The following is a 26,305-nucleotide window of genomic DNA, read 5'->3' as shown; positions in this document are numbered from 1 at the left end:
CGGGCGACTGACGCCTCCGTCAGGCGGAGCGGTCGAGCCGGCGGACGATCGTTCCGAGCAACACCGCCACCGGGATTATTTCGAGTCGACCGACCCACATGTTGACGATCAGCATCGCCTTCGCCGTCTCGGGCATGGTCGCCCCGGTGACCCCCGAGTCGAGGCCGACGTTGCTCTGGGCGCTCATCACGTCGAAGATCACGTACTCCAGCGGGTACGTCGGGGGAAGGACCCGAAGCAGGACGGCGACGCCGATCACGAGGAACGCGATCCACAGCAGGAACACGACCGTCGCCTCGGTGTACTCCCGTTGCGCCTGCGCCTCGCTGAGGCGCCGGTCGCCGATCTGGAGGTAGCGGATCGCGGCCTGCGGCCGGAACACGTCCTGAATCTGCCAGATCGTCCCCTTGACCAGCGTCACGACGCGAATGAGCTTGATCCCGCTCACCGTCGAGCCGGCCGCCGCGCCGGTTAACATCCCGAGGCACGCGAACAGTGTCGGGCCCGCGGTCCAGACGCGTTCGGTGCCGCCGCCGATCGACGCGCTCCCGAAGCCGGTGTTCGACGTCGCGGAGACGAACTGGAACAGGCTCACCCGGAACGTCTCCTCCAGCGTGGCGTACTGGCCGTTCGCGTAGAGGATCGCGGTCAACACGAGCGACCCCACGGTGAACCAGATGAACACCCACCGCGTCTGGAGGTCGGTGTAGAAGTTCCGGATCTCCCCTTTGAAGATCAGGTAGTGGACGGGGAACGCGATGCTCCCCGCGACCATGACCGGGACCGTGGCGTACTCGATCAGCGGGCTGCCGTAGTGGCCGATCGAGTCCGCGTGGACGGAGAACCCGCCGGTCGAGATGCCGGTCATCCCGTGGTTGATCGCGTCCCACAGGGGCATCCCGGCGAGGAGGAACAGGGCGATCGAACCGAGCGTGAGGCCGACGAAGATCTTCCAGATCTCGCGGACGGTCGTCACGATGCTGGGGTGGATCTTCTCGGAGCGCGCCTCGCTCTCGTACAGCGTGTACGAGCCGCTGCTCCCGCCGGAGCGGCGCAGGATCGCGACCGTCAAGACGATCACGCCGACGCCGCCGACCCACTCGATGAACGACCGCCACCAGTGGATCGCCCGGGGGAGCTCCTCCTCGACGGCCGCCATCGTGAGCCCGGTCCCGGTGAAGCCGCTCATGCTCTCGAACACCGCGTCGAGCGGGTCGAGGAACACCGCGGTCGTCGAGTCCATCGGCGGCGTGTTCATCCAGACGGGGAACGGGTTCAGCTGGATCGTCCACGCGATCAGGACGAAGGGGAGTCCGCCGAGGATCCCCACGAGCGCCCACGCCGTGGCCGCGGTGACCATCGCCTCGCGCTTCTCCGGCGGGTCGGCGCCGCGGTACCGCCGGACCAGCCCGGTTCCGATCCCCGCCATGACGACCGCGGAGACCACGAACGCCGGGACGGTGTAGAACTCGCCGTTGACCGCCGCCACGACGAGCGAGATCAGCATCATGAGCGAGACGGCCTGGACGATGCGGCCGACGTCGCGGCCGACGGTGTCGGTCTTGACTCTCATGAGTCGCCGTCGTCGGAGCGGTCGCCCCGCGATACCGGGCGGACGGTCACAGTCGCACCCCGTTCGAGCCGTTCTCCTGATCCTCGTAGTGGCCGAAGATGTCCGTCACGTCCGGCGTCGCGCCGGTTCCGGAGTAGACGGTCAACAGGTCGCCCGTCTCGATGCGGGTCTGTCCGCGGGGCGTGACCGGGGAGTCCGTGTCCTCCCGCTCGATCGCCACGATGAGCGTCTCGTCGCCGAGGAGCCCGTCCTCGTCGGCCTCGATGAGGGTCTTTTCTGCGATCGGCGCCTCCTCTGCGACCGTGATCTCGAACACCTCGGCGACGTCGCCGACCCGCATGTAGTCGACGATCGACGGCCGGTCGACCGAGCGGAACAGCGACTCGGCGATGAGCCGCTGCGGGTTCTGCATGGTGTTCACCCCGATCTGGCGGAAGAGGTTCATGTGTTCGGGGTTGTGGACGACCGAGACGACGTTGGGAACGTCGAGTTCCTGTGCGAGCAGCGAGACCATCACGTTGGTCGCGTCCTGGTCGGTCGTCGTGATGATCGCGTCCGCGCGGTCGCTTCCGGCGTCGACGAGGGTCTCCTTGACGGTCGCGTCGGCGTTGAGGACCATACAGTCGTAGTCGCTCGCGACCTCGTCCGCCTTCTCGGGGTCCGTCTCGATGACGACGACCTCGTATCCGGCGCCCGTTGCGATTTCGATGAGCGGCGTTCCGATGTCGCCGGCTCCGACGATGATGACGTACATGAGTTGGTAGGTGTAGCCGATCAGTTCGTCAGCCGATTCTCGATCCGAGTCGCGCGTCCGCGGTTCGGCCGCGCGGCCGCCGGTGTCGTCCCGCGCCCGCGGCCCGTCTCCGAGCCGTCGCACTGACGGAACGGGTCACGCACCGCCGTCCCCTCCGGGGCCACCGCTCGCTCTCCCGAGGTAGTGCCACCGGTAGTGACCGTCTCCGCCGTCCGTCGCGGGCTCCCATTCGACCCTGTACGCGAAGGGTCCGCGGGCGACGCCCGTCTCGTCCGGCCGCTCCACGACGGCGACGGTGTACGCGCCGTGGTCTTCGGCGCGCACGAGCTCTTCTCCCTCCCGCGACTCGATCGCGTCCGTCAGCGTCGGCTTCTCACGAAGGAGCCGCTGCGCGTAGTGGATCGTCTCCTTCAGCTGCGCGTCGCCGGCCTCGTCGAGCGCAGTGATCACGTCGTCCGAGACGCCGTCCGGGGGGTCGATTTCGGGTGAAGTCATGGATATTGTGTAGGTTCCGGCTGGTTCGGCTCCGGCCGAGGCCAGTTCGGATCCGACCGCGGACTGCGTTTTTGTTTCGGAACCTATCACAGGCTGTATTTTTTCTTAGTTATAACTGTTGGGTTCTCTATTTCGCTAGAAAAATATTAGGCCATTATATTTTGGTAGACAAAAGACAGCGCGATGTAAAACGGGGCATGAGAAAATCTATGTGCCGCCTGATCGTAGTTCGGGTATGGGACACCGCATCGACGAGATAGACAAGCGCATCCTCTACTACTTCGCGGTGGACGCGCGGAACACGGCGACGTCGGACATCGCCGAGGAGATGGGGGTGACGCCGGCGACGATCCGAAACCGGATCGACCAGCTCGAAGAGCGGGGGATCCTCCGGGGGTACCTCGCCGACATCGACTACAAGTCGATCGGCGGTTACATCACCTACCTGTTCAGGTGTACGGCGCCGATCCCGAAGCGGACGCGGCTCGCGCAGTCGGCGCTGGATGTCTCCGGGGTCGTCGGCGTCCAGGAGCTGATGTCCGGCTCGGCGAACCTCCTCGTGACCGTGGTCGGCGCGGACACCGACGACATCAACCACATCGCCGAGACGATCGCCGACCTCGGCCTGACGATCGAAGACGAGAGCGTGGTCCAGGGCGAGTACTACCGCCCCTACGACCCGTTCGGCCCCGAGACCGTCCCGAAGGGCCCGTCGCTCACCGACTTCATGAGCCTCACGGGCGACGCCGAGGTCGCCGAGTTCACCGTCTCGGAGGGCGCCGAGATCGCCGGCAAGACCATCGAGCGAGCGGTCGCCGACGGACAGATCTCGCGGGAGGCCCACGTCGTCGGCGTCGAGCGGGACGGCGACGTGCTCACCCCGAAGGGCGAAACGACGTTCCAGGCCGGCGACGTCGTCTCGCTGCTCTCGACGGCCCCGTTCGAGAAGGACTCGCTGGAGGCGTTCGGCACGCCGGCGGAGTGACCGCGCGGGGCCGAGCCGTCGGCGTCTCCTACCCCCAGTGCCAGAAGCTGTTGCCGTCCTCCTCGATCGGCTCGGTGCGCTCGCGGAGGGCGGCGACGTCCTCGGCGGTCGGCTCGTGGTCGTCCGGGAGCCGCTCCATACACTCGAAACAGAGGAAGAACTCCGAGCCGTCGGTGAGTTCGAGGGTCAACCCCTGTGTCGACTCGAACGCGAAGTTCCACAGGTCGCCGATACCGCCGGCGATCCGCACAGACCGCTCGCAGACGTCGCACGCCTCGGAGGCCATATGTGTGCCTTACTGGGCCCGCGGGGTAAGGCGTGTCGCCTCGATACGATTACGATACGAGACGTTTCGGCGGGATTGTTCGGTAGACTGCCGTTAGCGAGTCGACGGACGACAACGCCGAAGCGCCGACTGCTCCTTTATAAGTAGCTGCTACAAAATAGACGGACAACACCTCCAAAGCCCCAGCCGCGAGGCCGGCGTACGCTCGCTGCGCGCTTCACTCGGTCGCTCACTGCGTTCGCTCCCTCGTTCCAGTGCTTGCGTCGCATACGCCGGCCTCGCGGCTGCCCCTTTGAGTCCCGCCCGACCGCGACCGCACAGCGCCTCACACCTCCCCAGCCTCGTCGGCGGTCCTTCGCTTCGCTCCGGACCGCCGACTCCCTCGCGCGTGCGACTCGCGCCCTATCAGGCGCTCGTCGGCACGCGCCACCGCACGCATTTATAAATAGTCGTTGCCGTTCACCGCGTTTCGACCTCGATCACGTGCGCGTCGCCCGGGTCGAATCCGACTGTGACCGCGCCGTCGAGGGGGTCCACGGCCCGGACGAGCAGTTCGCGGTCGCCCCAGTCGAGGGTGACGCGCGTCGTCTCCCCGAGGAACTCCGAGTTGGCGACGGTCGCTCGAAGGGCGTTCTCGCCCGTCGGAGCGCCGGGCTCGTCGTCTGCCGCTTCGTCCACGCTCGCGACGCGGAGGTGCTCCGGGCGGACGCAGAAGGCGATCCGGTCGCCGACCTCGGGGAGTCGCGTCGCGGTCGGCTCCTCCTCGTCGCTCCCGACCGCGACCCGGAGCGTCTCGTCGCCGCCGTCGACGTCGACGGCGAGTTCCCCGTCGGCGGGCGCGTCGACCACTTTTCCGGCGAACACGTTGTTGTCGCCGACGAACTCCGCGACGAACCGGGTGGCTGGCTCGCGGTAGACGGTCCGGGGCACGGCCACCTGCTCGGGGGTCCCGCCGTTCATCACCGCGACGCGGTCGGAGACGGCCAGCGCCTCCTCCTGGTCGTGCGTGACGTATATCGTGGTGATGCCCAGCTCGGACTGAATCTCTTTCACCTGCGCGCGGAGCCGCTCGCGGAGCCGCGCGTCGAGCGCGCTCATCGGCTCGTCTAAGAGGAGGACGTCGGGACCGGGCGCGAGCGCCCGCGCCATCGCGATCCGCTGCTGTTGCCCGCCCGAGAGGCTCTCGGGGTCGCGGTCGGCCGCGTCCGGCAGGTCGACCAGTTCGAGCAGCTCCGCGACGCGCTCCTCGCGCGTGACGCCCTCGGGCGGCTCGGCGAAGTTGAGCCCGTAGGCGACGTTCTCGCCGACGGTCATGTGCGGGAACAGCGCGTAGCTCTGGAAGACGACTCCCACGTCGCGGTCCTCGGGCGGGACGCCCGCGACCGACTCGCCTCCGAACCTGACCGTCCCGCTCGTCGGCTCCTCGAACCCGGCGACCAGGCGGAGCGTCGTCGTCTTCCCGCACCCGGAGGGGCCGACGAGCGTGAAGAACTCCCCCTCGCGCACCCGGAGGCTCACGTCGTCGACGGCGTCGGCGTCGCCGTAGCGTTTGCTCACGCCGTCGAGCTCGACGGCGACGGGCGCACGGTCGCCGTCGTCTCCCGCCGCCCCCTCCCGCTCAGAGCCCACGCGTCTCACCTCCGAGCCGCTCGATGACGACGAAGCTGAGGCCGGTGACGACCAGCAGCACGACGCCCATGGCGGTCGCGGGTCCGAGCCGCCGCCCGATGAAGCGTTCGATCGCGACGGGCATCGTGTACGCGTCGGCGCCGGTCGCCAACACGACGGTCGAGGTGAACTCCCCGACCGAGATCGCGAACGCGAACGCGGCGCCCGCGACGACCGCGGGCCAAACCAATGGGAGCTCCACGTCCCGGATCACCCGCGCCCGCGAGGCGCCGAGCGCCCGCGCCGACTCGATCAGCGAGCGGTCCAACCCGGAGAGCCCCGGCGAGACGGTCCGGACGACGAACGGGTAGCCCGCGACCGCGTGCGCGACGACGATGGCGACGGCCCCGCTCGCGGCGATCCGCCACCCCGCTATCTCGACCCCGAAGACGAGCCCCCGCAACAGGCCGAGTCCCACGATGATCCCGGAGACCGCAAGCGGCGCCATCGCGGCCGCGTCGACGAGCGTCCGGCCGCGGTACCGCCGCGTGGTCAACACCGCGACGACGACGCCCATCGGGAGCGCGAGCAGGGTCGCGGCGGCCGCGAACGCGAGCGAGTTACGGATCGCGGGCCACGGCCGCACCTGAAACGCCGCCCCCGTCTGCTGGCGCTCGATCAGGAACCGGTAGTGGTCGAGCGTGAGCGCGCCGTCGCCGCCCGTCACCGACGCGAGCACCATCGAGGCTATCGGCGCGAGGAAGATCACGCCCGCAAAGATCGAATAGACGCCGAGCCCGACCCGCGGCAACAACTCGCTGAGCGTGGGCGTCGACGGGACGAGCGGACGCCGCGGCAGGGGGCGAGCCCCGCGCGTGGTCGTCGAGCGTCGGGCCTCGTACCGGAGGTACGCCAGCAGGACCCCGAGCGAGATCACGAGCTCGACGATCGCTAACGCGGCGGCCTCCGCGTAGCTCAGATCGCGGACGAGCCGGTAGACGAACACCTCCACCGTCGCCAGCTGGAACCCGCCGAGCGCGAGGACGATGGGGAAGGTTCCGAACGTGAACACGAACGTGAGCGCCGCGCCCGTGAGCACGGCGGGGTACACCTGCGGCGCGACCACGTCGTAGAACGCTCGGACCGGCCCGGCTCCGAGGCTTCGGGCGGTCTCGACCGCGCTCGCGTCGACCGACTCCCACGCCGCGGTCGTCACGCGCGCGACGAGCGGCGCGTTGTAGAAGGCGTGGGCGATCACCACCGCTTCGAGGGTGAAGAGGAGGTTCACCGGCGGGAGCCCGAGACTCGTCAGCACGGCGTTCAGCGTACCGTTTTCGCCGAACGTGGCGACGAACCCGACGGCGACCATGATCGACGGGAGGACGAACGGGACGATGGTCAGCGAGCGCAGCGTCTTCCGGCCGGGAAACTCGAAGCGCGCGAGCAGGTAGGCGGCGGGGAGGCCCAAGGCGACGCTCGCGACCGTCGAGAGGAGCGCCTGATAGGCGGTGAAGCCGACGATCCCCAGCCGTCGGTCCGGCGAGAGCAGCGCCCGCGCGACGACCCCCGGCGACTCGCCGGACAGCAGCCGCGCGAGCTCGCCGAAGTAGAACGGGTCTGTGAGGATCTCGGCGAAGACGGCGAGGGTGACGGCGCCGTCGACGACGACCGCCTCGACGAGGACGGTCGCGGTCGGGTAGTAGAAGGCGACGACGAGCGCGGCGCTGGTGAGGACCGCGAGCGCGGTCAGCGAGCGCGTCTCGATCGCGTCCCGGACTCGGGTGAGCGGCCCCTCTCGGCCTCCCGTGCGGCCGCCGTCGTCAGTCACGTGCCCGGCCCCTCGTCGCACACGCGGTTAGTTCCCGGCGAACTGCCGCTCCCAGGCCTCGACCCACGCGTCGGCCGAGCCGCGGAGCTCGTCGTAGGTGAACGTCACCGGGTCGGCCGGCTCCTGTGCCAGCTCGGCGTAGTCGCTCGGCAGCTCCGCGTCCCCGACGGCCGGGAACGCGACGTTGCGCTGGGCGATCTCGCCTTGCACGTCGGGCTCCAGCATGAACGACATGAACTGCCGGGCGAGGGCGGGCTCGTCCGCGTCGTCGAAGACGGCCATCCCCTCCGGGTTCGCGTACGCCTGGTCGTTCAGGAACCGGATCTGGTGTTTCTCCAAGTCCGCTCCCTCCATGTCGGCGAACACCTGGTCGGTCGAGTAGGAGACGACAATCGGCGCCTCCCCGTTGCTCCAGGCGGTGTACGCCTCGTCCCAGTCGCCCAGGACGCGCACGTCGTTCTCCTGGAGGTCCGCCCAGTAGTCGAGGTAGTCGTACTCGGGGTCGCCGTCCGCGCCCGCGATCGCCTCCCCCTCGCCGTCGCTCGCGACCCCGCCGTCCCCGAAGCGCTTGATCGTGTGAAGGAGGAACGCCCGACCCGTGGAGGAGGCGCCGGGGTTCTGCGCGATGAGCGCGCCGGCGTGCTCGTCGTCGAGCAGTCCCTCGAACGTCGCCGGCGCCTCGGTGGCGGTCCCGTCGTACACGAGGCTGATGTAGCCCGTGTCGAACGGGACCGCTCGGTCGAAGGGGTCGAACAAGAGCCCCTCTCGGACGTCCTCGAAGCCGTCGACATCGCCCCGCTCGGCGAAGAGGTCGCCGTCGAGCTGCCCGTCGACGCGGACGAGGTCCTCGGTGGTGAGGCCGACGTAGAGGTCGGCGTCGACGCCCGCGCCCGAGGCGGCGCGCTCGATGTAGTAGTTCACGCCGTTGTCCGGCGTCGCCCACTCCAACTCGGCGTCGTACCGGCTCTCGAACTCATCTTTGAGCCACTCGCCCGGGCTCACCGAGGGCGCGTCGATGAAGTTGGTGTACGTCGCCACCGTCAGCGTCGGCGTCTCGCCGTCTCCCGTCCCGTCGCCGCCGTCGCCGTCGGTCTCGTTCCCGCTCCCGTCTCCCCCGTCGTCGCCGCTCCCGTCGCCGGTCGGCGTCGCGCTACAGCCGGCGAGCGCGACGGCTCCCGCCGCGCCGGTCGCGGTCAAGAAGCGTCGTCGGGTGTGCGACCGGGCGCGTCGCCGCCGCGTCTCGCTCTCGTCGGTAGTCATCACTCGGTTGTTGTACTCGGTGGTTACATAAGGGATCCGTCCTCGTTCCGCACCTCGACGCGCCGCGGTGTGGCTGGAACGGTCTACGCCGACTCGTTCGCCGTCTCACCTGTTGATTCGACGGGTGAACGTGAACACGAACAGCGCGATGAAGAACGCGCCGACGAAGCCCTCGACCGCGCTCAGGACTTCGACGGACCGAGCCGTGCCGGCCGGCGGCGTCCCGAGAATGAACGTGATGAAACTCTGGAAGCTGAACACGACGTAGTCCACGGGGGCGTACTCGACGTCCGAGAGGAACCGGGCGTACAGCAGCGCAAAGAAGACGATGATCGTCACCGACGAGTAGACGACCCGGTCGGGGCGCTCACCGTAGCCGGTGGACAACATGAGCGCGAGGTTTCGTCCCCACTTCGTCGCGTCGGCCGCTCGGTCTCGCCACCGGCGCGTTCCGTCCCGAGCGAGCTCGGCGTACCGACGCCGACGGTACGTCAGTTCCCGATAGAAGAACGCGCTCGCGGCCGTGTTGTTCCCGGTCTCGTCCGCGCCGTTCTTCGCGTTCAGGAAGGTCTGACGCAGCGTTTCCGTGTCCGGCGCACCCCGACTCGCTTCTGGGAGCGCCCCCGGATCGGCCACCTCGGACAGTCGCCAGCCGGCCGCGGCCGGATCGAGGTCGTCGTTCTCGAACACGAAGTCCTCGAACCGAGTGCGCGCGAACCGAACCCGGTCACAGACCGGGCCGCCGTCGGGGTCAGTGAACGACACGTCGCCGAGCGTGGCGTCCGTACAGTCGTACAGAACGCTCCCGGACGCGGGTTGGCCGAGCGTCCCGGAACCGACGGTCGCCTCCCTGAGGTTCACGCACTGCGTCTCCGCGCTGCCTTCGTCAGTGTGCGCGTCCTCGCGGCGGTCGCCGGCCTCGGCAGACGGGGTCAACTCCAGCGTGGCGACCTCGGCCGTCGACAGGTCGAGCGGTCCCTCGACGAGGGCGTCGGAGAAGTCCGTGATGCGGTCGAACGACGCTCGCCGGAACCCGTGATCCCCGCGGAAGCGCGCGCCGTCGAAGTCGGCGTCGTCGTCGAACTCGGCGAGTTTGAACGTGGTCTCGCCGTCGAACGTCGCACGGGTGAACCTGGCGTAGTCGGTGAAGTCGACCGCCTCGAAGTACGCTACGTCTCGAAACCGCGCCCGTCGGAAGTTCGCGTGCGCCTCGAACTGCGTGTACCAGAGGCGGGCGTCGCCCCGGAAGTCAGCGTGTTTGAACACCGCGGGTCCGGCGAACACCCCTCCCCGGAGCTGTACGTCGCCCTCGAACGTCGCGTTTCTGAACCCTCCACTCCGCTCGAAGCGCGCGTCACGAAGGGTGAGCGGTCCGGTGAACGTCGCGTGCGAACACCGTATCGGCTGACGGAACGTCGCGTCAGTCCAGTCGGACTCGCCGATCTCCGCGTGAGCGAGGTTGATCGCGTGGTTCACCTCGCCGCCGACGGTCGTCCCCCGAAAGGCGAGCTCCTCGAACGTCGCGTCGATGAACTGACAGAGTCGCCGGCTTCGGCGCTGGTCGTCGGCGGTCGCCGCCCGTGCGAGACAGCTGCGAAACGCGTCCGTCTCATCGAGGTCCGGCGGGCGCTCGTCGGGCGGGCAGTGAAACGGACAGACGTCTCTCTCGGGCAGCGCGTCGTGCGCACACGACCAGACCCGGTCCGTCACGCCGGGAACGTCTTCGGTGAGCATCCAGCGCCGCCCTTCTGACCGGTCGTCGCCCGGCAAGTCGTAGGACGGGACCGAAAACGTGTGACTACACCGAGATGGGTCTTCCATCGGGCGGTGGAGACGTGGTAGCGGAATGAGTGTTGGGGTCGGGTCGCGCCCGGCTGCGCCACCGACAGACCGCCCCGCCTCGTTCCCCCGGCGTCCGAGCGCTGCCCCCGGCGACACCCACTTACTCCGCGACCGCCACCCACACGCATGGGAAACGACTCCGCGTCGGGCGCGTCGCGGACCACCCGACGGCGGCTGCTCGCCGGCGGCGCGACGGTCGCTCTCGGTGGGCTCGCAGGCTGTCTCGGCGGTCGCGACGGTCCGGTGCCGTCGCCTACGGTGACCAGCGACCGCATCGACGACTGGCGGCTCACCGACGACTCACAGGGGACGGCCTTCGAGGAGTCGTACGGCCCCGTCAGCGCCCGGGCGCTCGAACGGACGCGGACCTACGAGTACGCGCCCGTCGCCGACGCGCTCGACGAGACGGTCGGCGCGTCGGCGTCGCCGGTCACCTTCTCCGCGACGCGCATCGACCTCCGGCCCGCGGTCGACCGGCTCCCGGGCGAGGTCGGTCGGGACCGAGTGATGGACCGCGTGGAGGCGGCGGCGACCGAGGTGTTCCGCGCGCAACTCCGCGACCGCGGGGTCGAGGACGCCCGGATCGCCGACGAGGGAATCTCCACGGTCCGGTCCGGCAACACCGCGACCGTCTGGCGACTGACCGGCGAGTACGCGCTCGACGGTGCGGTTCCGCTCCCCGACGGCTCGACCGCGAACGTGGACGGGCGCGTCGACACGGGGGCTCGGCTCGGCGTCTGGCACGACGGCACCGACGCCCTCGTCGCGGGCGGCGCGTACCCGACCGAGCCGCTCATCGAGGTCTTCGACGAAGCGCTGCCCGACGCGGTCGACGCCGAGACCGCCGTGACGGAACTCGCCGACGGCGAGACCGCGGCGGCGCTCGCGACCGACCCCGCGACCTTCGACGAGGACGTCTCGCAGCTGCTCATCTCGGTGGCGTGAGCGCGAACGGACTCGTCCGCCGCCCGGGTCGGGCCGCCCCCTCCGAACCGACCCGTTTAATCGGCGGCCGCGACTGTGTGCGGGTATGAGCGGCTTCCCCGAGTTCGAGGTGATCCCCGCCGTCGACGTCCAGGACGGCGAGGTCGTCCAGCTGGTCGGCGGCGAGCGCGGCACGGGCAAACGCTACGGCGATCCGGTCGCGGCCGCCGAGCGCTGGATCGAGGCCGGCGCCGCGACGCTCCACCTCGTCGACCTCGACGGCGCCTTCGAGGGCGAGCGCGTCAACGCCGACGCGATCGAGGCGGTCGTCCGGAGCGTCCCGGACGGGGTCGGCCTCCAACTCGGCGGGGGCATCCGAACCGCCGACGGCGCGCGAGACCTCCTCGATCTGGGCCTCGACCGCGTGATACTGGGGACCGCGGCGGTCGAGACGCCGGAGATCGTCGCCGAGATCGACGAGACGCACCCCGGTAGCGTCGTCGTCAGCCTCGACGCGAAAGACGGCGAAGTCGTCGTGAGCGGCTGGACGGAGGGGACCGGCCTCGACCCCGCCGAGGCGGCCGCCCGCTACGAGGAACTGGGCGCCGGCGCGATCCTGTTCACGAACGTCGACGTGGAGGGGCAGCTGGCGGGCGTCGACCGCGAGGCGGTCGCGAGCGTGGTCGACGCGGTCGACGTCCCCGTGATCGCCTCCGGCGGCGTGGCGACCGTCGACGACGTGGTCGCGCTGAAGGAGGCGGGCGCGGCCGCGGTCGTGGCGGGGACCGCGCTCTACGAGGGCGAGTTCACGCTCCGAGAGGCGCAGGTCGCGGCCGACGAGGCCTGAGCCGCGACCACCGGGAACCCGACCGGCCGCGCCGCGCGAGCCGACGCGACGGTCACTCCTCCGACTCCTCGTCGCCGTCCGGACGCTCCCGCTGGACGACGAGCACCGGGCCGAGGAACCGCTCCGCGACCTGTTCCGACGGCATTCCGAAGACGAACGTGGTGACCGAGGGGTCCGTCTCCCCCATGACGACCGCGTCGTGGGTCTCGCCGAGCTCCGCGATCGCGTCGATCGCCGTCTGTTCGGACGGGGTCTCGACCCGCACGTCGATCGCGTCCGGATCCATCCCGCGCTCGACGAGTTCGCTCCGCGCCCCGTTCAACAGCGTCTCTGCGTCGTCCTCGAGCTCGTCTTCGCCGAGGATGTGGTACAGCGTGACATCGATGTCGGTGCCGGCGAACAGCCCGGCGACGAGCCGCGTGTTCCGGCCGATGCCGACGGTCCCGCGCACGGCGACGAGGACGGAATCGAGGCTCTCGACGCTGTTCGGCACCAGCACCGCGAGCGAGTCGTACTCGTAGATGAGGCGGTCGATCGTGGTCTGTTTGTCGTGGGTGAAGACGAGCCGCGTCTCGACGGTCGCGCCCGCCTCTGTGAGCGTCTCGGCGAAGCCGCTGATCTTCGACATCGCCTTCTCGCCGAACTGCTCGCGGGCCTGTTCGGTCGCCGTCTGATCGGGAAGCACGTGGTAGCCGAGCAGCACGACGTGCGCGTTCGCGAGGAGCTCCGGGACGCCCGCCGGGAGCGAGTCGCCCTCCAGCACTTCCAGCGGAACGAGGACCGTCGGGCGTTCGGGGGACCGCTCCGAGTCGCCCCGCGCCGAGGTCCCGTCCTCGTCCGTGGGCCGTCCGCCGTCAGTCGTCGGCTGTTCGTCCGTCGTCGGTGTGCGTGTCGGTGTCATCTCAGAATTTCCCCTTGAGGGCGACGTCGGTCGCGTAGTAGCGGTACCACGCGTAGCTCACGATCATCACCACGACTCCGATCGCGATCGATGCCGGCTGCATGAACGCGATGAGCGCGAAGCTCGCGAGGCCGCCGACCCCGGCGACGGCGAACCCGGCCGGACAGCGGAACGTCGGGGTGTACCAGTCGGGCTGCTCGCGGCGGAGCCGGATCAACGCGACGCAGATCAGGCCGTACATCACGAGGTGGAGGAAGGAGGCGACCTCCGCGAGCAGCTCCACCTGCCCCGTCGCGGAGAGGACGACGATCGGACCGCCCGCGAGCCCCAGGGCGACGTGCGGCGTGCCGTACTTGAGGTTGATCCGGCTCGCCGCCTCGGGGATGAGGTCGTCGCGACTCACCGCGTACACCGCCCGCGACGCGCTGAGAATCGACGCGTTCGCGCTGGAGAAGGTCGCCAACAGCCCCGCGATGACGATGGCGAGCGCGCCGGGTAACCCGATGAACTCCCGGGCGACCTCGACCATCGCCGTCTCGCCGAACTCCCCGAGGCGGGCGCTCCCGAACGCGCTCGTCGCGACGAAGATGGTGACGACGTAGAAGACCCCGACCAGGAGGACGGAGCCGACCATCGCCAGCGGGAGGTTCCGCGACGGCTCCTTGATGTCGCCCGCGACCGTCGCGACCTGTGCGAAGCCGAGGTACGAGGTGAACACGAGCGCGGCGGTCTGGAGAACGGGGAGCGCCCCGCCCGGCGGGAAGAAGCGCTCCGGGACGCTCTCGGCCCCGAACACGCCGAGCGCGTCGAGGCTCCCGTAGCTCAAAAAGAGCGTGAGGATGACGAGGAGCACCATGACGATGCCGTTCTGAAGCGACGCCGTGTTCTCGGTCCCGAAGAGGCTGAGCACGGTGAGGCCGATTCCGAACGCGACGCCGAGCGGGACCGCCGGGTCGACCGGGAGAGCGAGCCCGGCCTCGAGGAACACCTGTCCGGCGTAGCTGCCGAGTCCGACGAGGTAGAACGCGGACGCGAACACGAGCCCGAGCCAGAGCCCGAGTCCGACGATCGCTCCGGGACCGGCGCCGAGCCCGCGCGAGATGAAGAAGTAGCCGCCGCCGCTGCGCGGCATCGCGGTGGCGAGCTCGGAGGTCGGCAGCGCGACCAACAGCGCGATCACCGCGCCGATGGCGAACGACAGCGAGGCCGCCGGGCCGGCGTTCTCCGCGGCGAGGCCCGGGAACACGAAGATCCCTGCGCCGATCATCGTCCCGATACCGATCGCGAGGCCCCCGGCGAGTCCGATCGTCCGTTCGAGCTCCCCTTCGCCTTGGTCGGTGTCGTGTTCGACCGTCGGGTCGGGTGCGTCGGAAGGCGATACCGCGGGATCGGTCGCTCCCGCCGAGGAGTCCCCCGGTGGTCCGCCGTCGGGTGCCATGCGAATGTGTCACGCCGGGCAGGTGAAATAGGCACCGCCCGCAATTCCCTTAACAGTCCCCGACGACCGGACCGTATGAGCGAGCACGACCGGACCGCGGCCGTCACCCGCGAGACGAGCGAGACGACGATCGAACTCACTCTCGCGGTCGACGGCGACGGCGACGGCGAGGTCTCGACGGGGATCGGCTTCTACGACCACATGCTCGAGTCGTTCGCGAAGCACGGCCTCTTCGACCTGACCGTGCGCTGTGACGGCGACCTCGACATCGACGACCACCACACGGTCGAGGACGTGGCGATCTGTCTCGGCGAGGCGTTCGACGAGGCGCTCGGCGACAAGCGCGGCATCCGGCGGTACGCCGACCGGCGCGTCCCCCTCGACGAGGCGGTCGCGAGCGTCGTCGTCGACGTGGCCGGCCGCCCCTACTACGAGTTCTCCGGCGAGTTCTCACAGGAGTCGGTCGGGGAGTTCACGAGCGTCATGGCCGACCACTTCGCGCTCTCTCTCGCGCACAACGCCGGCCTCACGCTCCACGCGGCGGTCGAACGCGGCGATAACGCGCACCACGAGGTCGAGGCGCTGTTCAAGGCGCTGGCGCGCGCGCTCGACGACGCCACCCGCCTCGACGAGCGCCGCAGCGACACGCCCAGCACGAAGGGCGAACTCTGAGGCTCCGGCCGCGGATCGCTTATGACCGTGGGAGCCGTTCGCACGGTCGCATGGACCTCCGCTGTGAGGGGTGTGCCGGCTGTTGCGTCGACTGGCGCCCGCTCGATCCCGCCGCCGCGGGCTCCGACCGCACCGGCCCCCGCCCCCCGCTCGACGACGCCTACGACCTCGTTCCGCTCACCCGCGACGAAGTGGCCGGCTTCGTCGAGGACGGCCTCGGCGACGCCCTCGTCCCGCGGCTGTTCGAACCGTCCGAGCGCGACGACAGCGTCCGGGTCGACGGCGTCGACCTCGCCGCCGCGACCGGGCGCCCCGTCTTCGTCGTCGGGCTCCGGAAACCCCCGAAACCGGTCGCGCCGATCGGGACGGACGACCCGCGCTGGCTCGACACGTGCGCCTTCCTCGACCCGACGACGCTCCAGTGCCGGATACACGACTCGGACCGATATCCCGACACCTGCGCGAGCTACCCCGGACACAACCTCGAACTCGGCGCCGAGACGGAGTGCGAGCGCGTCGAGGCCGCCGGCGGCGGCGACCGCCTCCTCGACGACGAACCGCCCGACGACCTCCCGGCGCCGGCGTTCGGCCCGCAGGCGCTCGGCGCGACCGTGTTCGCCTACCCCGACCCCGACGCCCTCGACGGGGTCGTCGCCCGGCTCCGCGACGGCGAGGCGACCGCCGACGACCGCGCCCGCTTCGCCGGCGCCGCCGTCGGCTCTCGCCCCGGGTCGCTGTCGGTCGACCGCGACCGGATGACCGAGGCCAGAGCCCGGGCCCGCGCCGCCGACTCGTGGGTCGGGGCAGCGATCCGCGAGTGGACCGAGCGCGCGACCGTCTCCGGCGACCCGGTCGACGCGACCGCCGAGCCCCTGGCCGAACTGGTCCGCGACGTGGAGGACGGCGCCGGCGCGCCCGGCACGCCGGGTTGGGACTGACGCGGCCGCGCAGTCAGTGGATCGGAGGGATCCGGGATTCCGCTCGCGTGCGCGCACACGCGCGTGGGACTTACCCGTGTGCGGACCCTACCGTACGGTATGAGTGAACGGCAACCGATCGACGACGAACCGGTCGAGTACGACCGCGAGGACGTCTCCGTCCTCGTCGTCGGCGCCGGTGCGGCGGGCGCACGCGCCGCGATCGAGCTCGCCCAACGGGGCGTCGACGACGTCTTAGTGCTCGGGAAGCGCGGCCACGGCGACGCGCACACGACCTGGGCCCGCGGCGGGATCAACGGCGCGCTCGGGACGCACGACCCCGAAGACTCGCCGGCGATCCACGCGGCCGACACCCTCAACGAGGGCCACTTCGTCAACGACCCGGCGAAGGTCGAGACCGTGACCGAACAGATGCCCGAGCGCCTCCGCGAGCTCGACGAGTGGGGAATGGAGTACTCGCGCACGGACGAGGGCGAAATCGACCAACGCTTCTTCGGCGCCCAGTCGTTCCGGCGGACGGCCTTCGCCGGCGACCACACCGGCGAGTCGATGCTGAACGCGCTCGTCGACCGGGCACAGGAACTGTCCGTCCCGTACCGCGAGAACGTGATGATCACGAAGCTCGTCTCGGACGGCGACGCGGTCTACGGCGCCGTCGGCTACGACATGGACGCGGGCGAGTTCGTCCTGTTCAACGCCGGCACCGTCGTCCTCGCCGCCGGCGGCCACGCGGCGATATACAACCGCCACACCTCTCGCGACGACGAGAACAACGGCGACGGCGCGGCCCTGGCGTACGACGCCGGGGCGTCGCTGATGGACATGGAGTTCATGCAGTTCCACCCCACCGGGATGGCCGTCGACGAGAGCGACTCCGAGTGGGCCCCTTGGAGCGGTCGCCTCGTGACCGAGGCCGTCCGCGGAGAGGGCGGTCGCCTGTTCAACGTTGACGGCGAGCGCTTCATGGAGCGCTACTCGCCGGATCAGATGGAACTGGACGCCCGCGACGTGGTCGCTCGGGCCATCGCGCAAGAGGTCGCCGAGGGGCGCGGCACCGAGAACGGCGGCGTCTACCTCGACATCTCACACCGAGACGCGGCGTTCATCGAAGAGCGCCTCCCGCGGATGTACGAGCGGTTCCACGACCTCGGCGTCGACATGGCCGAGGAGGCCGTCGAGGTGGCGCCGACCTCCCACTACGGGATGGGCGGCGTCGCCGTCGACGACCACGGCGAGACCGACGTGGACGGGCTCTTCGCCATCGGCGAGACGATGGCGGGCGTCCACGGCGCGAACCGGCTCGGCGGGAACTCGCTGGCCGAGACCGTCGCGTACGGCGTCGTCGCCGGCGAGCGGATCGCCGACCGCGCGGACGGCCCCGGAACGGTCCCGGACGACCTCCGCGAGTCGTTCGTCGAGCCGCACCTCCGCGACCTGCGCGCGATGGCGAACCGCGACGGCGAGCACGACGTGGACGCGGTGCTCGCCGACCTGCGCGAGCTGATGTGGGACCACGCCGGCATCCTCCGCGACGAGGCGTCGCTCCGGGAGGGGCTCGACCGCCTCGCCGACGTGCGCGACCGCGTCGCCGACTTACGCGTCGGCCCGGTCACGAGCGAGTCGTTCGAGTTCGCGGTCGACCTCGGGTTCATGACCGTCGCCGCCGAGGCGGTGCTCCGCGGCGCGCTCGAACGCGAGGAGTCCCGCGGCGCCCACTACCGCACCGACTTCCCCGACGTCGACGCCGACTGGCGGCGCAACGTCTACTTCGAGGCCGCCGACGTGGGCGGCATGCGGCTCTGGACCGAATCGGTCGACGAGCCGAGCGAGGCGGTCCAGGCCGCCCTCGACGAGGGCCACGAACTCGACTACCACCAGTTGGAGTGACGGCGGGCTCGCTCCCGGTCGCCCGCCCGTCTCCGTTTTTCCTTACCCGCCCCGCTTCCGGTACCAGACGCGCTCGCCGACCGGCGACTCGTCGTCCGCGATCGCGAGCCGACTCACGAACAGGTCCCTGACGGCGAACGTGATCAGTAGCTCGACGGGGCTCTCATCACCGTCGACCTCGCCCCCGGAGCCTCCCGACTCAGCCCCTTCAGCCGACTCCCCGACCGGTCGGACCGTCACGACGCAGTGGCCGTCGCGTTCGCCGATCGACTCGATCACGCCGACCGACCAGCGGTCGACGTGATGCGAGGGCTCCCTCGCGTGGACGCGGTCGTGGTTCACGATCGCCTCCCGTCGCCGCGGTCGTCGGTCACGACCCGTCACCCCCGACGCGTCGGACCGCCAGCGCTCCCTCGCAGACGCACTCGCCAACGCACTTCGGACACTCGGCCGCGGACCGTTCGATCGGGTCGCGGTGGACCGTCTCGTAGCCGTGCCCGTCGAACAGCTTCTCCGGGGAGTCGTCGCCGCCGTGGAACCACGAGTCCGCGACGAACAGGTCGACGCCGCGCTCCGCGCCGACCGCGTGGAGCCGGGCGAGCAGTCGGCTCCCGATACCCCGCCCGGTCGCCTCGGGGCGGACGTACCCCATTTCGAGGTGGCCGTAGCGGTCGGCGGGCGGCAGCAGGTCGGGGTCGTCGAAGAAGTACATCTCCTCGGCGACGGCGGCCGCGTCCGAGAGCTCGCGGAGCGCCATCACGCCGAGGATCGCCTCGTCCGCGTCGCCTTCGCCCGTTTCGGCGGCCCCGCCGCTCTCGACCGCGACCAGCACGTGATACGTCGGGTCGTCGAGCCCGAGGTCGACGCTGTAGGTGCTCCCCTCGCTGAAGTGCGAGGTGATGAGTTCCTCCAGCGTCCCGGCCTCGTCGGGCCGCGGGTCGCGGATCGCGATCTCGTCCATCGACCGGACCGAGGGCGCGTCGAAAGAAGAGCCGTGCGGTGTCGGCGTCGGTTCTCGGCGAGTGTCTCCCGGCCGGCGCTTACCGGGTCGCGCCCGGCCGCCAGACGCCCTCTCGCCGATCGAGCCACGCGACGACGACGACGTGCGGGAGCGTCATCGCGGCGATGGCGACGAGCGAGACGGCGAGCAGGTCGCCCGGCGCCGCGACGCCCGCGGGCACCGTCGCGCCGACCGCGCCGACCACGAGGAACCCGCCGAGCGTGAGCGGCGCCGCGTCGCGGCCGAAGCGAGCGAGCGCCCCCACGGCGTCGCCGGCCGACGCCGCGGACGCGGCCCGCGGGTCGACGAGGACCAGCCGCCCGACGTGGCGGAGCGCGTGCCACAGCGCGAAGTACACCCCGATCGCGAACACCGGCGCGGCCAGCAGGAACCACGCCCACAGGACCGCCAGTTCGCCCACGTCGCGGCGCCAGCCGCCGCGTCTCTCCTCCCCGGCGCGGACCCGCCGGTAGCCGAGCCCGACCGACCCCAGCGTCGCGGCCGCCATCCCGACGCCGACCGCGGCGCGGATCTCGGGCGTGAACAGCGGGTCGACCGCGGCCGCGGCGGCGGTCGCGTCGACGACGAACAGCCCGACGATCCACTCGGCCACCAGCCGGTACTCCTCGGGGTGGGCGAGCAGGGGGACGCCCATCGGGAGGCCGCCGCGGACGACGAGCGCCAGCCACCGCTCGGCCGACGTGGGCAGGTGATCGACGCCAGCGATCGCGAGCGTCGCCACGTCGCCCTGCCCCCAGTGGAGCCACGTGAGCGCGATGAACCCGACGAACGCGGCCACGGGCGAGACGAAGAACGCGGCGACGACCGCCCCGCCGAGGACCGCGTAGACGACCGAGACGACCGCGATCGACCGGCGCAGCGACACGTTCGGCGCCGCGCGCAGCGGGACGAGGTGGTCGACCGCGCCGTGTGCCATTCCCACGACGAGCGTGCCGAGCGCGAACGTCGCCACGCCGAGTTCGACCGGAAACAGGGGGGTCACGGCGCCGACCGGCAACAGCGCGGCCAGCGCCAGCGCCGGGTTCCGCGCGAACCAGCGATCCACTCGGGCCGCCGCGGACTCCGGGGCCGTTCCGCCCCGCCCTGACGCAGCGGAGCGCGACTCGGCCGTCTCCGTCGCCGTCGCCTCAGTCATCGACGACGTCGGGATCGGGGTCCGCGGGCGGTTCCGGGCCGGGGACGTCGCGCTCGGCGCCTCCCGACGAGGCCGGCTCGGCGACGCCGCGCCGACGGTCGTTCCAGTCGAGCACCCACTCGAAGAGGACGAGCCCGTTGACGGTCATCACGCCGGCCGAGGCGAAGAAGAGCATCTCCTCTATCGGGAGGCCCAACACGGCGATTCCGGTCGTGTACTCCGTCGAGAGCATCCACGTACCCATCTCGATCGCGATCCGGTCGGCGATCCAGAAGTACGCGGCCGGGATCAGCGTCGCGGCGAGCCACATCCGCGGCGTGCGGAGGAGGTAGCCGCCGCCGACCGACCACTGGAGCGCGAAGACGGGGCCGACCCACGCGATCAGGCCGCCGAGGTAGAGGTACGAGGGATCGAGGGTGACGAGCCAGAGCCCCGCGACGACCATCGCGGCGCCCGCGACGACGCCGGCGACCCGGGGGCCGCGGTCGAAGTCGCCCTCGCGGAACGTCGGGTCGAACCCGATCAGGTGGAGCGCGAACGCGGTGACCACGGTCTGAATGGTGAAGAAGAGGTACTCGCCGAGGGGGATCGACAGCGCCCGGACGAGGACCGCGCCGTCGGCGTACGACCACGCGCCCCGCCGGATCATGTAGCTGATCCACGGGGTCGTGTACACGTAGGCGATGGCGACGAGGATCGCGATCCCGACCGCCGCGCGCCGCCGACGAACGGCGTCGTACCGCGGTGCGAGGTACCAGAGCAGCGCTAACACGGGGAGGCTGAAGACGAGGTGGAACTGGAGATACGTCAGCGTCGGTAGCATCCGATCACCCCGGCGAGGACGCTCATGGTCCAACGTTGGCGTCGTCGTTGATTAACCCTTGAGCCAAACATGGTCAGGTATCGGTGGGAGAACGCCCCGGTCCGGTCACTCCGCGTCGGGCAAGACGCCGTGGGCCGCTAACACCTTCCCGAGCCGGTACATGGAGGCGACGACGGCGTCACAGACCGGACGCACGGCGTCTTTCGGCACGAACCCGACCGCGAGCCCCGCGACCTCCAGCATCGGCAGGTCGTTCGCGCCGTCGCCGACGGCCACCGTCTCGTCCATCGGGACACCGACTTCGGCCGCCAGCTCCGCCAGGGCGTCGTCTTTCGTCCCCTCGATCAGCGGCCCCTCGGCCTCGCCGGTGAGTGCGCCGTCCGCGGTCGGCAGCCGGTTCGCGACGATCGTGTCGACCTCGACCCCCTCGCGGGCGAGCGCGGCCTCCACGCCCCGCTCGAAGCCCCCGGTGAGCACGGCGACGTGGTGGCCCTCCTCGCGCAGGCGCTCGGTGAGGCGCGCGGCGCCGGGGCGGATCCGGACCGCGTCGAAGGCGTCGGCGGTGTCCGCCGCCGAGAGCCCCTCCAGCAGCGCCGCTCGGCGGTAGAGGCTCTCGGCGTAGCTGAGTTCGTCGTTCATCGCCCGCTCGGTGATCTCGGCGACCTCGTCGGCGACGCCCGCGCGCTCGGCGAGCAGCACCGTCATCTCCGAGTCGGAGAGCGTCCCGTCGAAGTCGAACGCGATGAGACTCATGGCTCTCGTTCGTCGCGGCGGGGCCTTGAAGCGCGCGGTCGGCGGCGGTTCCTGCGGCCATCTTCGGCGTTCGCGAACGCTTCCGGCCCGACTCCGGTCACTCGCCGTCCGCGTCGGCGAGGAACTCCACGTCGCCGGCGATGACCGCGCTCGCGATGACCCCGACGCCCACGACGGTCGCGACGCCGAGCGTCGTCAGGGTCACCGAGAGCGCGGATCCGCCGACCGCGACGCCGACGAACGCCCCGACGGCACCGCCGACGCCGCCGGCGATCACCGCCAGCGTCTGCGCGTCACGCATAGGTGTCGATTCAATAACACGGGTTATAAGCGTTCCCGCCGGGTTCTCTCGGGTGATAACGCCGTCACAGGGCGCGAACTCGGCGCGCTTTCGTTCTCACCGCGGGTACTGTCTGTCGATGTCTACGCGGTCGGTTCTCGACTGCTCTTCGCCGTCCGCCCCTTCGCCGTCCGCCTCCTCCCCGCCCGGGCTCACGCTTCCCGTCCGGTAGCCGGCCATGTCGAGGGTGACGTACTCGAAGCCGAGGTCGGTGAGGTGTTCGTGGACCGCGTCGGCGAAGGCGGAGTCAAGCGCGCGTTCGAGCTCGTCGGGCGCGATCTCGACGCGCGCGAGCCCGTCGTGGTCGCGGACGCGGAACCCTTCGAACCCCCACTCGCGGAGCAGGCGCTCGGCCTTCTCGACGCGGCTCAACCGCTCCTCGGTGACTTCCAGTCCGGTCGGAATCCGGGAGGAGAGACACGCCATCGACGGCTTGTCGGCCACCGAGAGGTCGTAGGCCTCGGCGATAGCGCGGACCTCGTCTTTCCCGATATCGGCGTCGAGCAGCGGCGAGAACACGTCGAGCTCCTCGACGGCGCGGAGGCCGGGCCGGTGTCCCTCGCCGGGGTCGTCGGCGTTCGTCCCGTCGCAGACGGTGTCGATGCCGAGGTCCTTGGCGGTCTCGTACATCCGCCCGAGCCGCATCGTCCGGCAGTGGTAACACCGGTCGCCGTCGTTGGCGACGAAGTTCGGGTCGTCCAGCTCGGAGAACGTCACCGTCTCGTGGCGGACGCCGATCTCCCCGGCGACGCGCTTCGCGTCGTCGAGCTCCGCGGCCGGGAGCGTCTCGCTGCGGGCGGTACACGCCACGGCGTCGTCGCCCAGTGCGTCGCGAGCGAGGGCCGCGACCACCGCGGAGTCGACCCCGCCGGAGAACGCGACGAGGACGCCGTCGCGCTCGCCGAGCGCGTCGCGGGCGGCCGCCGCCTTCGCCGCCGTCTCGGGTGCGAGCGAGCCGTCGCCGACGGCCCGCGCCTGCTGACTCATGGCCGGAGTTGTCGGCGGGCGCGAAAAAGCTCGTCGCACCCGGGTCGAGGGCCCGCCCCGATCCGATCGCACCCCGATCCGACCCCGCACGCTTTAGCCCGTCGCCGCGGTAGCCGCGGGTAGATGGAGCTGGAGGCGATACCCGGCGTCGGCGCCAAGACCGCCGCGGCGCTGCGCGAGCTCGACGACCCGGTCGCGACCGTCGAGTCCGGCGACGTGGCCGCGATCGCCCGCGCACCGGGCGTTAACGAGGCCCGCGCGGCCCGGATCGCCCGCGGCGCGATCCGCCGCCGCCACGACGACGACGGGCGCGTGCTGGCGACCGACCGCGCCCGCGAGCTGTACCGGGAGGCGATCGACCTGCTGCGCGAGCGCACCGTCACCGACTACGCCGCGAAGCGGCTGGAGACGTTCTACCCGAGCGCGTCCGCCTCGCGGATCGCGGAGGCGCAGTCGTTCGCGGCCGACGCGATGGAGCGCGACGCCGACCCCGCCGTCCGCGAGGCGCTCGCCGACTGCGCCCCGCTGGTCGACCCCCCGACCGTCCGCGTCCGCGACCGCTGTCTCGCGACCGCCGACGCGGAGACGCTCGCGCGCGCCGAGGCGGCGGTCCCCGAGCTCTCGGCCGAGACGGTCGAGGACGCCCGCGACGTCTCCGAGCTGGCCCGGTCGTACGCCTCCGTGATCGTCTTAGACGAGTCGTTCGCCGGGCTCGACGTCGAGGGCGACGTGGTCGTCCGGCCGAACGCGTTGGAGAACCCGGCGGAGACGGTGCCGGAGCGGCTCCTCGCCTTCTTCGCCGAGAACCGCGAGCGCCTGGAGGCGGCCGCGGCGGTGCACGAGGCGGCGGACCGCTCGCCCCCGGTCGACGTCGACCGCCTCCGCGACGCGCTCTCGCGGCTCGACGACGACGGCACGATCGCCGGCGACGACGAGTTAGACCGGCTGACGGCCGCGGTCGACGACCTCGACGCCGCGGTGTCCACGGCGGCCTCGGTCGCCGACGACCGCCTGCGCGATGCGATCCGCGAGCGCGACGTGACCATCGAGGGCACCGACTTCCTCTCTTTAGTCGAGCAGGGGGCCCGCGTCGACTCGCTCCTCGACCGCGAGCTCGCCGACGAGTACGACGACGCGATCGACGCCGCCCGCGACCACCTCGCCGACGCGCTCCGGCTCGAACCCGAGGAGGCGGAGCTGGCCGAGCGCGTCTTCGGCGGTGACCCCTCCTTCCCGGTCGATCACGACGAGACGGCGGTCTCGCGGCTCGACACGGAGCTGTCAGCGGCCCGCGACCGCCGCGCGGCGCAGCTGAAGGCCGACCTCGCGAGCGACCTCGGCGACCTCCGCGAACCGGTCGAAGAGCTGGTCCGCGACGCCTTAGAACTCGACGTGGAGCTCGCGATCGCACGGTTCGCCGACGACTTCGACTGCGTGCTGCCGACGGTGACCGACCCCGACACCGACGGTGACGCCGGCTTCCGGATCGAGGGCGGGCGGTCCCCGCTCCTCGACGTCGACTTCGCGGCCGTCGAGCCCGTGGACTACGCCGTCTCGGGCGCGACGCTGCTCTCCGGCGTCAACTCCGGCGGGAAGACCTCCACCCTCGATCTGGTCGCCCTCGTCGTCGTCCTCGCGCAGATGGGGCTTCCCGTTCCCGCCGAGTCGGCCACGGTCGAGCGCTTCGAGGAGATCCACTACTACGCCAAGTCGCAGGGCACCCTCGACGCGGGGGCGTTCGAGGCGACGCTCCGGGACTTCGGCGACCTCGTCGACGGCGCGGACGGCCGGCTCGTCTTAGTCGACGAGCTGGAGTCGATCACGGAGCCCGGCGCCTCCGCGAAGATCATCGCCGGCATCCTCGAGGCGCTCGACGACCAGCACGCGACCGCGGTCTTCGTCTCGCACCTCGCCCGCGAGATCCGCGACGCCGCGGCCTTCGACATCGCCGTCGACGGGATCGAGGCCGACGGGCTCGTCGACGGCGAACTCCGGGTGAACCGTTCGCCGAAGAAGGGCCACCTCGCGCGGTCGACGCCGGAGCTCATCGTCGAGAAGCTCGCCGACGACCGCGGCGGCGAGTTCTACGGCGACCTGTTGGAGAAGTTCTGAGCCGCGGTCCGCCCGCGGTCGCCGCGGCTCAGAGCCAGACGAGCCGCCACTCGCCGGCGTCGGTCGCGACGAGCCACTCCACGTCGAACTCGTCGCCGTCGTCGTCGGCGACCGTCACCGAGACGACCGCGTTCTCCGCGGCGATCGCCTCGACCGCCTCGTCGTCTACCGCCCCCCTGAAGAAGTCCGAGACGCCGCGGACGCGCTCGGCGTCCACGTCCCGCGCGGCGACCGCCGCCTCGACGACCGCTTGGCGCCGCGCCCCGTCGAAGAGCCCCGGTACGTCTTCCGCCACCTCGCGCAGCGGCGAGGCGGGATGCGAGAGCTCCCGGACGTCGTCGGCGAACGCCGCCGCGCTCTCGGCCTCGTCCGCCCGCCGGTAGTACTCCCTGACGACCGTCACCGGCCCCTCGGGCTCGCCGGGCCACACGACCCGCCACTCGCCGTCGTCGGTCGCGACGAGCCACCGGATTTCGAACTCGCCGCCGTCGCCGCCGACGACGGTCGCCGAGACGATCGCGTTCTCGGCCGCGATCGACTCGACCTCGTCGTCGGTCAGCGAGGCCGAGAGGAACCCGGATATCGATCGGATCCGCTCGGCCGAGACGTCCTCGACGACGACCGCAGCGCCCGACAGCTCCTGTCTGACAGTGCTGTCGAACGCCATCGGCACGTCCTCGGCGAGCCGCGAGAGCGGGGACGCGCCGTGCGCGAGACCCGCGACCTCGTCCGCGAACGCCTCGGCGTCCTCGCTCGCGCTCGCCCGCCGGTAGTACTCCTCGACGACCGCCGCGGGGCCGCCCGGGTCGCCGGCGGTGGAGAAGCGTCCGGCCGCGAGCGCGAGGACCGTTGCGCCGCCTACGGAGAGGAACGACCGTCGTTCCATGGGCGTGTGG

General features: G+C 71.0%; 25 protein-coding genes. 7 read left to right on the top strand and 18 right to left on the bottom strand.

Going from position 1 to position 26,305, the window contains the following annotated elements; genetic code table 11:
- Nucleotides 1-19: 19 nt before the first annotated feature.
- From ABDZ89_RS09225 to ABDZ89_RS09215, 3 genes are all read right to left on the bottom strand, one after another.
- Nucleotides 20-1,573 carry a TrkH family potassium uptake protein gene (locus tag ABDZ89_RS09225; RefSeq protein WP_343778467.1) on the bottom strand — a complete coding sequence of 518 codons (1,554 nt, stop codon included), beginning with the start codon at nucleotides 1,571-1,573 and terminating at the stop codon, nucleotides 20-22.
- 46 nt (nucleotides 1,574-1,619) lie between these two features.
- Entirely contained in the window at nucleotides 1,620-2,327 is a 708-nt protein-coding gene (locus tag ABDZ89_RS09220; RefSeq protein ID WP_343778624.1) for a potassium channel family protein, read from the bottom strand.
- A gap of 135 nt (nucleotides 2,328-2,462) precedes the next feature.
- A complete protein-coding gene (locus ABDZ89_RS09215; protein WP_343778466.1) occupies nucleotides 2,463-2,822 on the bottom strand; it encodes a hypothetical protein in 360 nt (119 codons plus the stop codon).
- 235 nt (nucleotides 2,823-3,057) lie between these two features.
- On the opposite strand from ABDZ89_RS09215, the gene ABDZ89_RS09210 reads away from it, so the two are divergent.
- The gene (locus ABDZ89_RS09210) at nucleotides 3,058-3,807 is read left to right on the top strand and encodes an Lrp/AsnC family transcriptional regulator (protein ID WP_343778464.1); all 750 of its coding nucleotides are present in this window, start codon (nucleotides 3,058-3,060) and stop codon (nucleotides 3,805-3,807) included.
- 28 nt (nucleotides 3,808-3,835) lie between these two features.
- Here ABDZ89_RS09210 and ABDZ89_RS09205 read toward each other — a convergent pair whose 3' ends face one another.
- The 5 genes from ABDZ89_RS09205 to ABDZ89_RS09185 form a co-directional block, all read right to left on the bottom strand.
- Complete coding sequence (locus tag ABDZ89_RS09205; protein ID WP_343778462.1) at nucleotides 3,836-4,093, bottom strand: DUF7561 family protein; 258 nt, start codon at nucleotides 4,091-4,093, stop codon at nucleotides 3,836-3,838.
- Between the two features lie 459 nt (nucleotides 4,094-4,552).
- Entirely contained in the window at nucleotides 4,553-5,722 is a 1,170-nt protein-coding gene (locus tag ABDZ89_RS09200; RefSeq protein WP_343778461.1) for an ABC transporter ATP-binding protein, read from the bottom strand.
- Nucleotides 5,712-7,529 carry an ABC transporter permease gene (locus ABDZ89_RS09195; RefSeq protein ID WP_343778459.1) on the bottom strand — a complete coding sequence of 606 codons (1,818 nt, stop codon included), beginning with the start codon at nucleotides 7,527-7,529 and terminating at the stop codon, nucleotides 5,712-5,714. Before ABDZ89_RS09195 ends, ABDZ89_RS09200 begins: the two co-directional genes overlap by 11 nt.
- Nucleotides 7,530-7,556: 27 nt before the next feature.
- A complete protein-coding gene (locus ABDZ89_RS09190; protein WP_343778457.1) occupies nucleotides 7,557-8,789 on the bottom strand; it encodes a thiamine ABC transporter substrate-binding protein in 1,233 nt (410 codons plus the stop codon).
- A gap of 105 nt (nucleotides 8,790-8,894) precedes the next feature.
- The gene (locus ABDZ89_RS09185) at nucleotides 8,895-10,610 is read right to left on the bottom strand and encodes a pentapeptide repeat-containing protein (RefSeq protein ID WP_343778456.1); all 1,716 of its coding nucleotides are present in this window, start codon (nucleotides 10,608-10,610) and stop codon (nucleotides 8,895-8,897) included.
- A gap of 147 nt (nucleotides 10,611-10,757) precedes the next feature.
- On the opposite strand from ABDZ89_RS09185, the gene ABDZ89_RS09180 reads away from it, so the two are divergent.
- Together ABDZ89_RS09180 and hisA are read left to right on the top strand one after the other, a co-directional pair.
- Nucleotides 10,758-11,576 carry a DUF6517 family protein gene (locus tag ABDZ89_RS09180; RefSeq protein ID WP_343778455.1) on the top strand — a complete coding sequence of 273 codons (819 nt, stop codon included), beginning with the start codon at nucleotides 10,758-10,760 and terminating at the stop codon, nucleotides 11,574-11,576.
- An 85-nt stretch (nucleotides 11,577-11,661) separates the two neighbouring features.
- Nucleotides 11,662-12,402: a 1-(5-phosphoribosyl)-5-[(5-phosphoribosylamino)methylideneamino]imidazole-4-carboxamide isomerase gene (hisA, locus tag ABDZ89_RS09175; RefSeq protein WP_343778452.1), complete on the top strand. Its 741-nt coding sequence runs from the start codon at nucleotides 11,662-11,664 to the stop codon at nucleotides 12,400-12,402.
- A gap of 52 nt (nucleotides 12,403-12,454) precedes the next feature.
- Here the strand turns inward: hisA and ABDZ89_RS09170 are convergent, their stop codons facing one another.
- Together ABDZ89_RS09170 and ABDZ89_RS09165 are read right to left on the bottom strand one after the other, a co-directional pair.
- Nucleotides 12,455-13,303, bottom strand: a complete 849-nt coding sequence (locus ABDZ89_RS09170) for a universal stress protein (RefSeq protein WP_343778449.1) — start codon at nucleotides 13,301-13,303, stop codon at nucleotides 12,455-12,457.
- A 1-nt stretch (nucleotide 13,304) separates the two neighbouring features.
- Nucleotides 13,305-14,741: an APC family permease gene (locus tag ABDZ89_RS09165; RefSeq protein WP_343778447.1), complete on the bottom strand. Its 1,437-nt coding sequence runs from the start codon at nucleotides 14,739-14,741 to the stop codon at nucleotides 13,305-13,307.
- A 75-nt stretch (nucleotides 14,742-14,816) separates the two neighbouring features.
- Here ABDZ89_RS09165 and hisB point away from each other — a divergent pair, with 75 nt between their 5' ends.
- The 3 genes from hisB (at nucleotide 14,817) to ABDZ89_RS09150 (ending at nucleotide 18,238) form a co-directional block, all read left to right on the top strand.
- Complete coding sequence (gene hisB / locus ABDZ89_RS09160; protein WP_343778446.1) at nucleotides 14,817-15,413, top strand: imidazoleglycerol-phosphate dehydratase HisB; 597 nt, start codon at nucleotides 14,817-14,819, stop codon at nucleotides 15,411-15,413.
- 50 nt (nucleotides 15,414-15,463) lie between these two features.
- A complete protein-coding gene (locus tag ABDZ89_RS09155; RefSeq protein ID WP_343778444.1) occupies nucleotides 15,464-16,351 on the top strand; it encodes a YkgJ family cysteine cluster protein in 888 nt (295 codons plus the stop codon).
- Between the two features lie 99 nt (nucleotides 16,352-16,450).
- Nucleotides 16,451-18,238: an L-aspartate oxidase gene (locus ABDZ89_RS09150; RefSeq protein WP_343778443.1), complete on the top strand. Its 1,788-nt coding sequence runs from the start codon at nucleotides 16,451-16,453 to the stop codon at nucleotides 18,236-18,238.
- Nucleotides 18,239-18,280: 42 nt separating this feature from the next.
- Here ABDZ89_RS09150 and ABDZ89_RS09145 read toward each other — a convergent pair whose 3' ends face one another.
- The 7 genes from ABDZ89_RS09145 to larE form a co-directional block, all read right to left on the bottom strand.
- Nucleotides 18,281-18,580 (bottom strand): DUF7861 family protein, encoded by a 300-nt coding sequence (locus ABDZ89_RS09145; protein ID WP_343778441.1) that lies wholly within the window; start codon nucleotides 18,578-18,580, stop codon nucleotides 18,281-18,283.
- A 28-nt stretch (nucleotides 18,581-18,608) separates the two neighbouring features.
- Nucleotides 18,609-19,199 carry a GNAT family N-acetyltransferase gene (locus ABDZ89_RS09140; protein ID WP_343778440.1) on the bottom strand — a complete coding sequence of 197 codons (591 nt, stop codon included), beginning with the start codon at nucleotides 19,197-19,199 and terminating at the stop codon, nucleotides 18,609-18,611.
- Between the two features lie 79 nt (nucleotides 19,200-19,278).
- Nucleotides 19,279-20,394, bottom strand: a complete 1,116-nt coding sequence (locus tag ABDZ89_RS09135; RefSeq protein WP_343778439.1) for a Brp/Blh family beta-carotene 15,15'-dioxygenase — start codon at nucleotides 20,392-20,394, stop codon at nucleotides 19,279-19,281.
- The gene (locus tag ABDZ89_RS09130) at nucleotides 20,387-21,217 is read right to left on the bottom strand and encodes a lycopene cyclase domain-containing protein (protein WP_343778437.1); all 831 of its coding nucleotides are present in this window, start codon (nucleotides 21,215-21,217) and stop codon (nucleotides 20,387-20,389) included. The genes ABDZ89_RS09135 and ABDZ89_RS09130 overlap by 8 nt, the downstream gene beginning before the upstream one ends.
- Before the next feature lie 105 nt (nucleotides 21,218-21,322).
- On the bottom strand, nucleotides 21,323-21,970 hold the full coding sequence (serB, locus tag ABDZ89_RS09125) for a phosphoserine phosphatase SerB (protein ID WP_343778435.1): 648 nt from the start codon (nucleotides 21,968-21,970) through the stop codon (nucleotides 21,323-21,325).
- A 97-nt stretch (nucleotides 21,971-22,067) separates the two neighbouring features.
- Complete coding sequence (locus ABDZ89_RS09120; RefSeq protein ID WP_149799034.1) at nucleotides 22,068-22,271, bottom strand: hypothetical protein; 204 nt, start codon at nucleotides 22,269-22,271, stop codon at nucleotides 22,068-22,070.
- A 96-nt stretch (nucleotides 22,272-22,367) separates the two neighbouring features.
- Nucleotides 22,368-23,297 (bottom strand): ATP-dependent sacrificial sulfur transferase LarE, encoded by a 930-nt coding sequence (gene larE, locus ABDZ89_RS09115; RefSeq protein WP_343778433.1) that lies wholly within the window; start codon nucleotides 23,295-23,297, stop codon nucleotides 22,368-22,370.
- Nucleotides 23,298-23,420: 123 nt separating this feature from the next.
- On the opposite strand from larE, the gene ABDZ89_RS09110 reads away from it, so the two are divergent.
- A complete protein-coding gene (locus ABDZ89_RS09110) occupies nucleotides 23,421-25,409 on the top strand; it encodes a MutS-related protein (protein WP_343778432.1) in 1,989 nt (662 codons plus the stop codon).
- A gap of 28 nt (nucleotides 25,410-25,437) precedes the next feature.
- Here the strand turns inward: ABDZ89_RS09110 and ABDZ89_RS09105 are convergent, their stop codons facing one another.
- Nucleotides 25,438-26,295 (bottom strand): hypothetical protein, encoded by an 858-nt coding sequence (locus ABDZ89_RS09105; RefSeq protein WP_343778431.1) that lies wholly within the window; start codon nucleotides 26,293-26,295, stop codon nucleotides 25,438-25,440.
- Nucleotides 26,296-26,305: the final 10 nt, after the last annotated feature.

The sequence above is a fragment of the Halorubrum ejinorense genome, from assembly GCF_039522565.1.
GTDB lineage: Archaea > Halobacteriota > Halobacteria > Halobacteriales > Haloferacaceae > Halorubrum > Halorubrum ejinorense.
The sequence above is the reverse complement of the archived record's forward strand: the minus strand, read 5'-3'. Positions and strand labels throughout refer to the sequence as shown.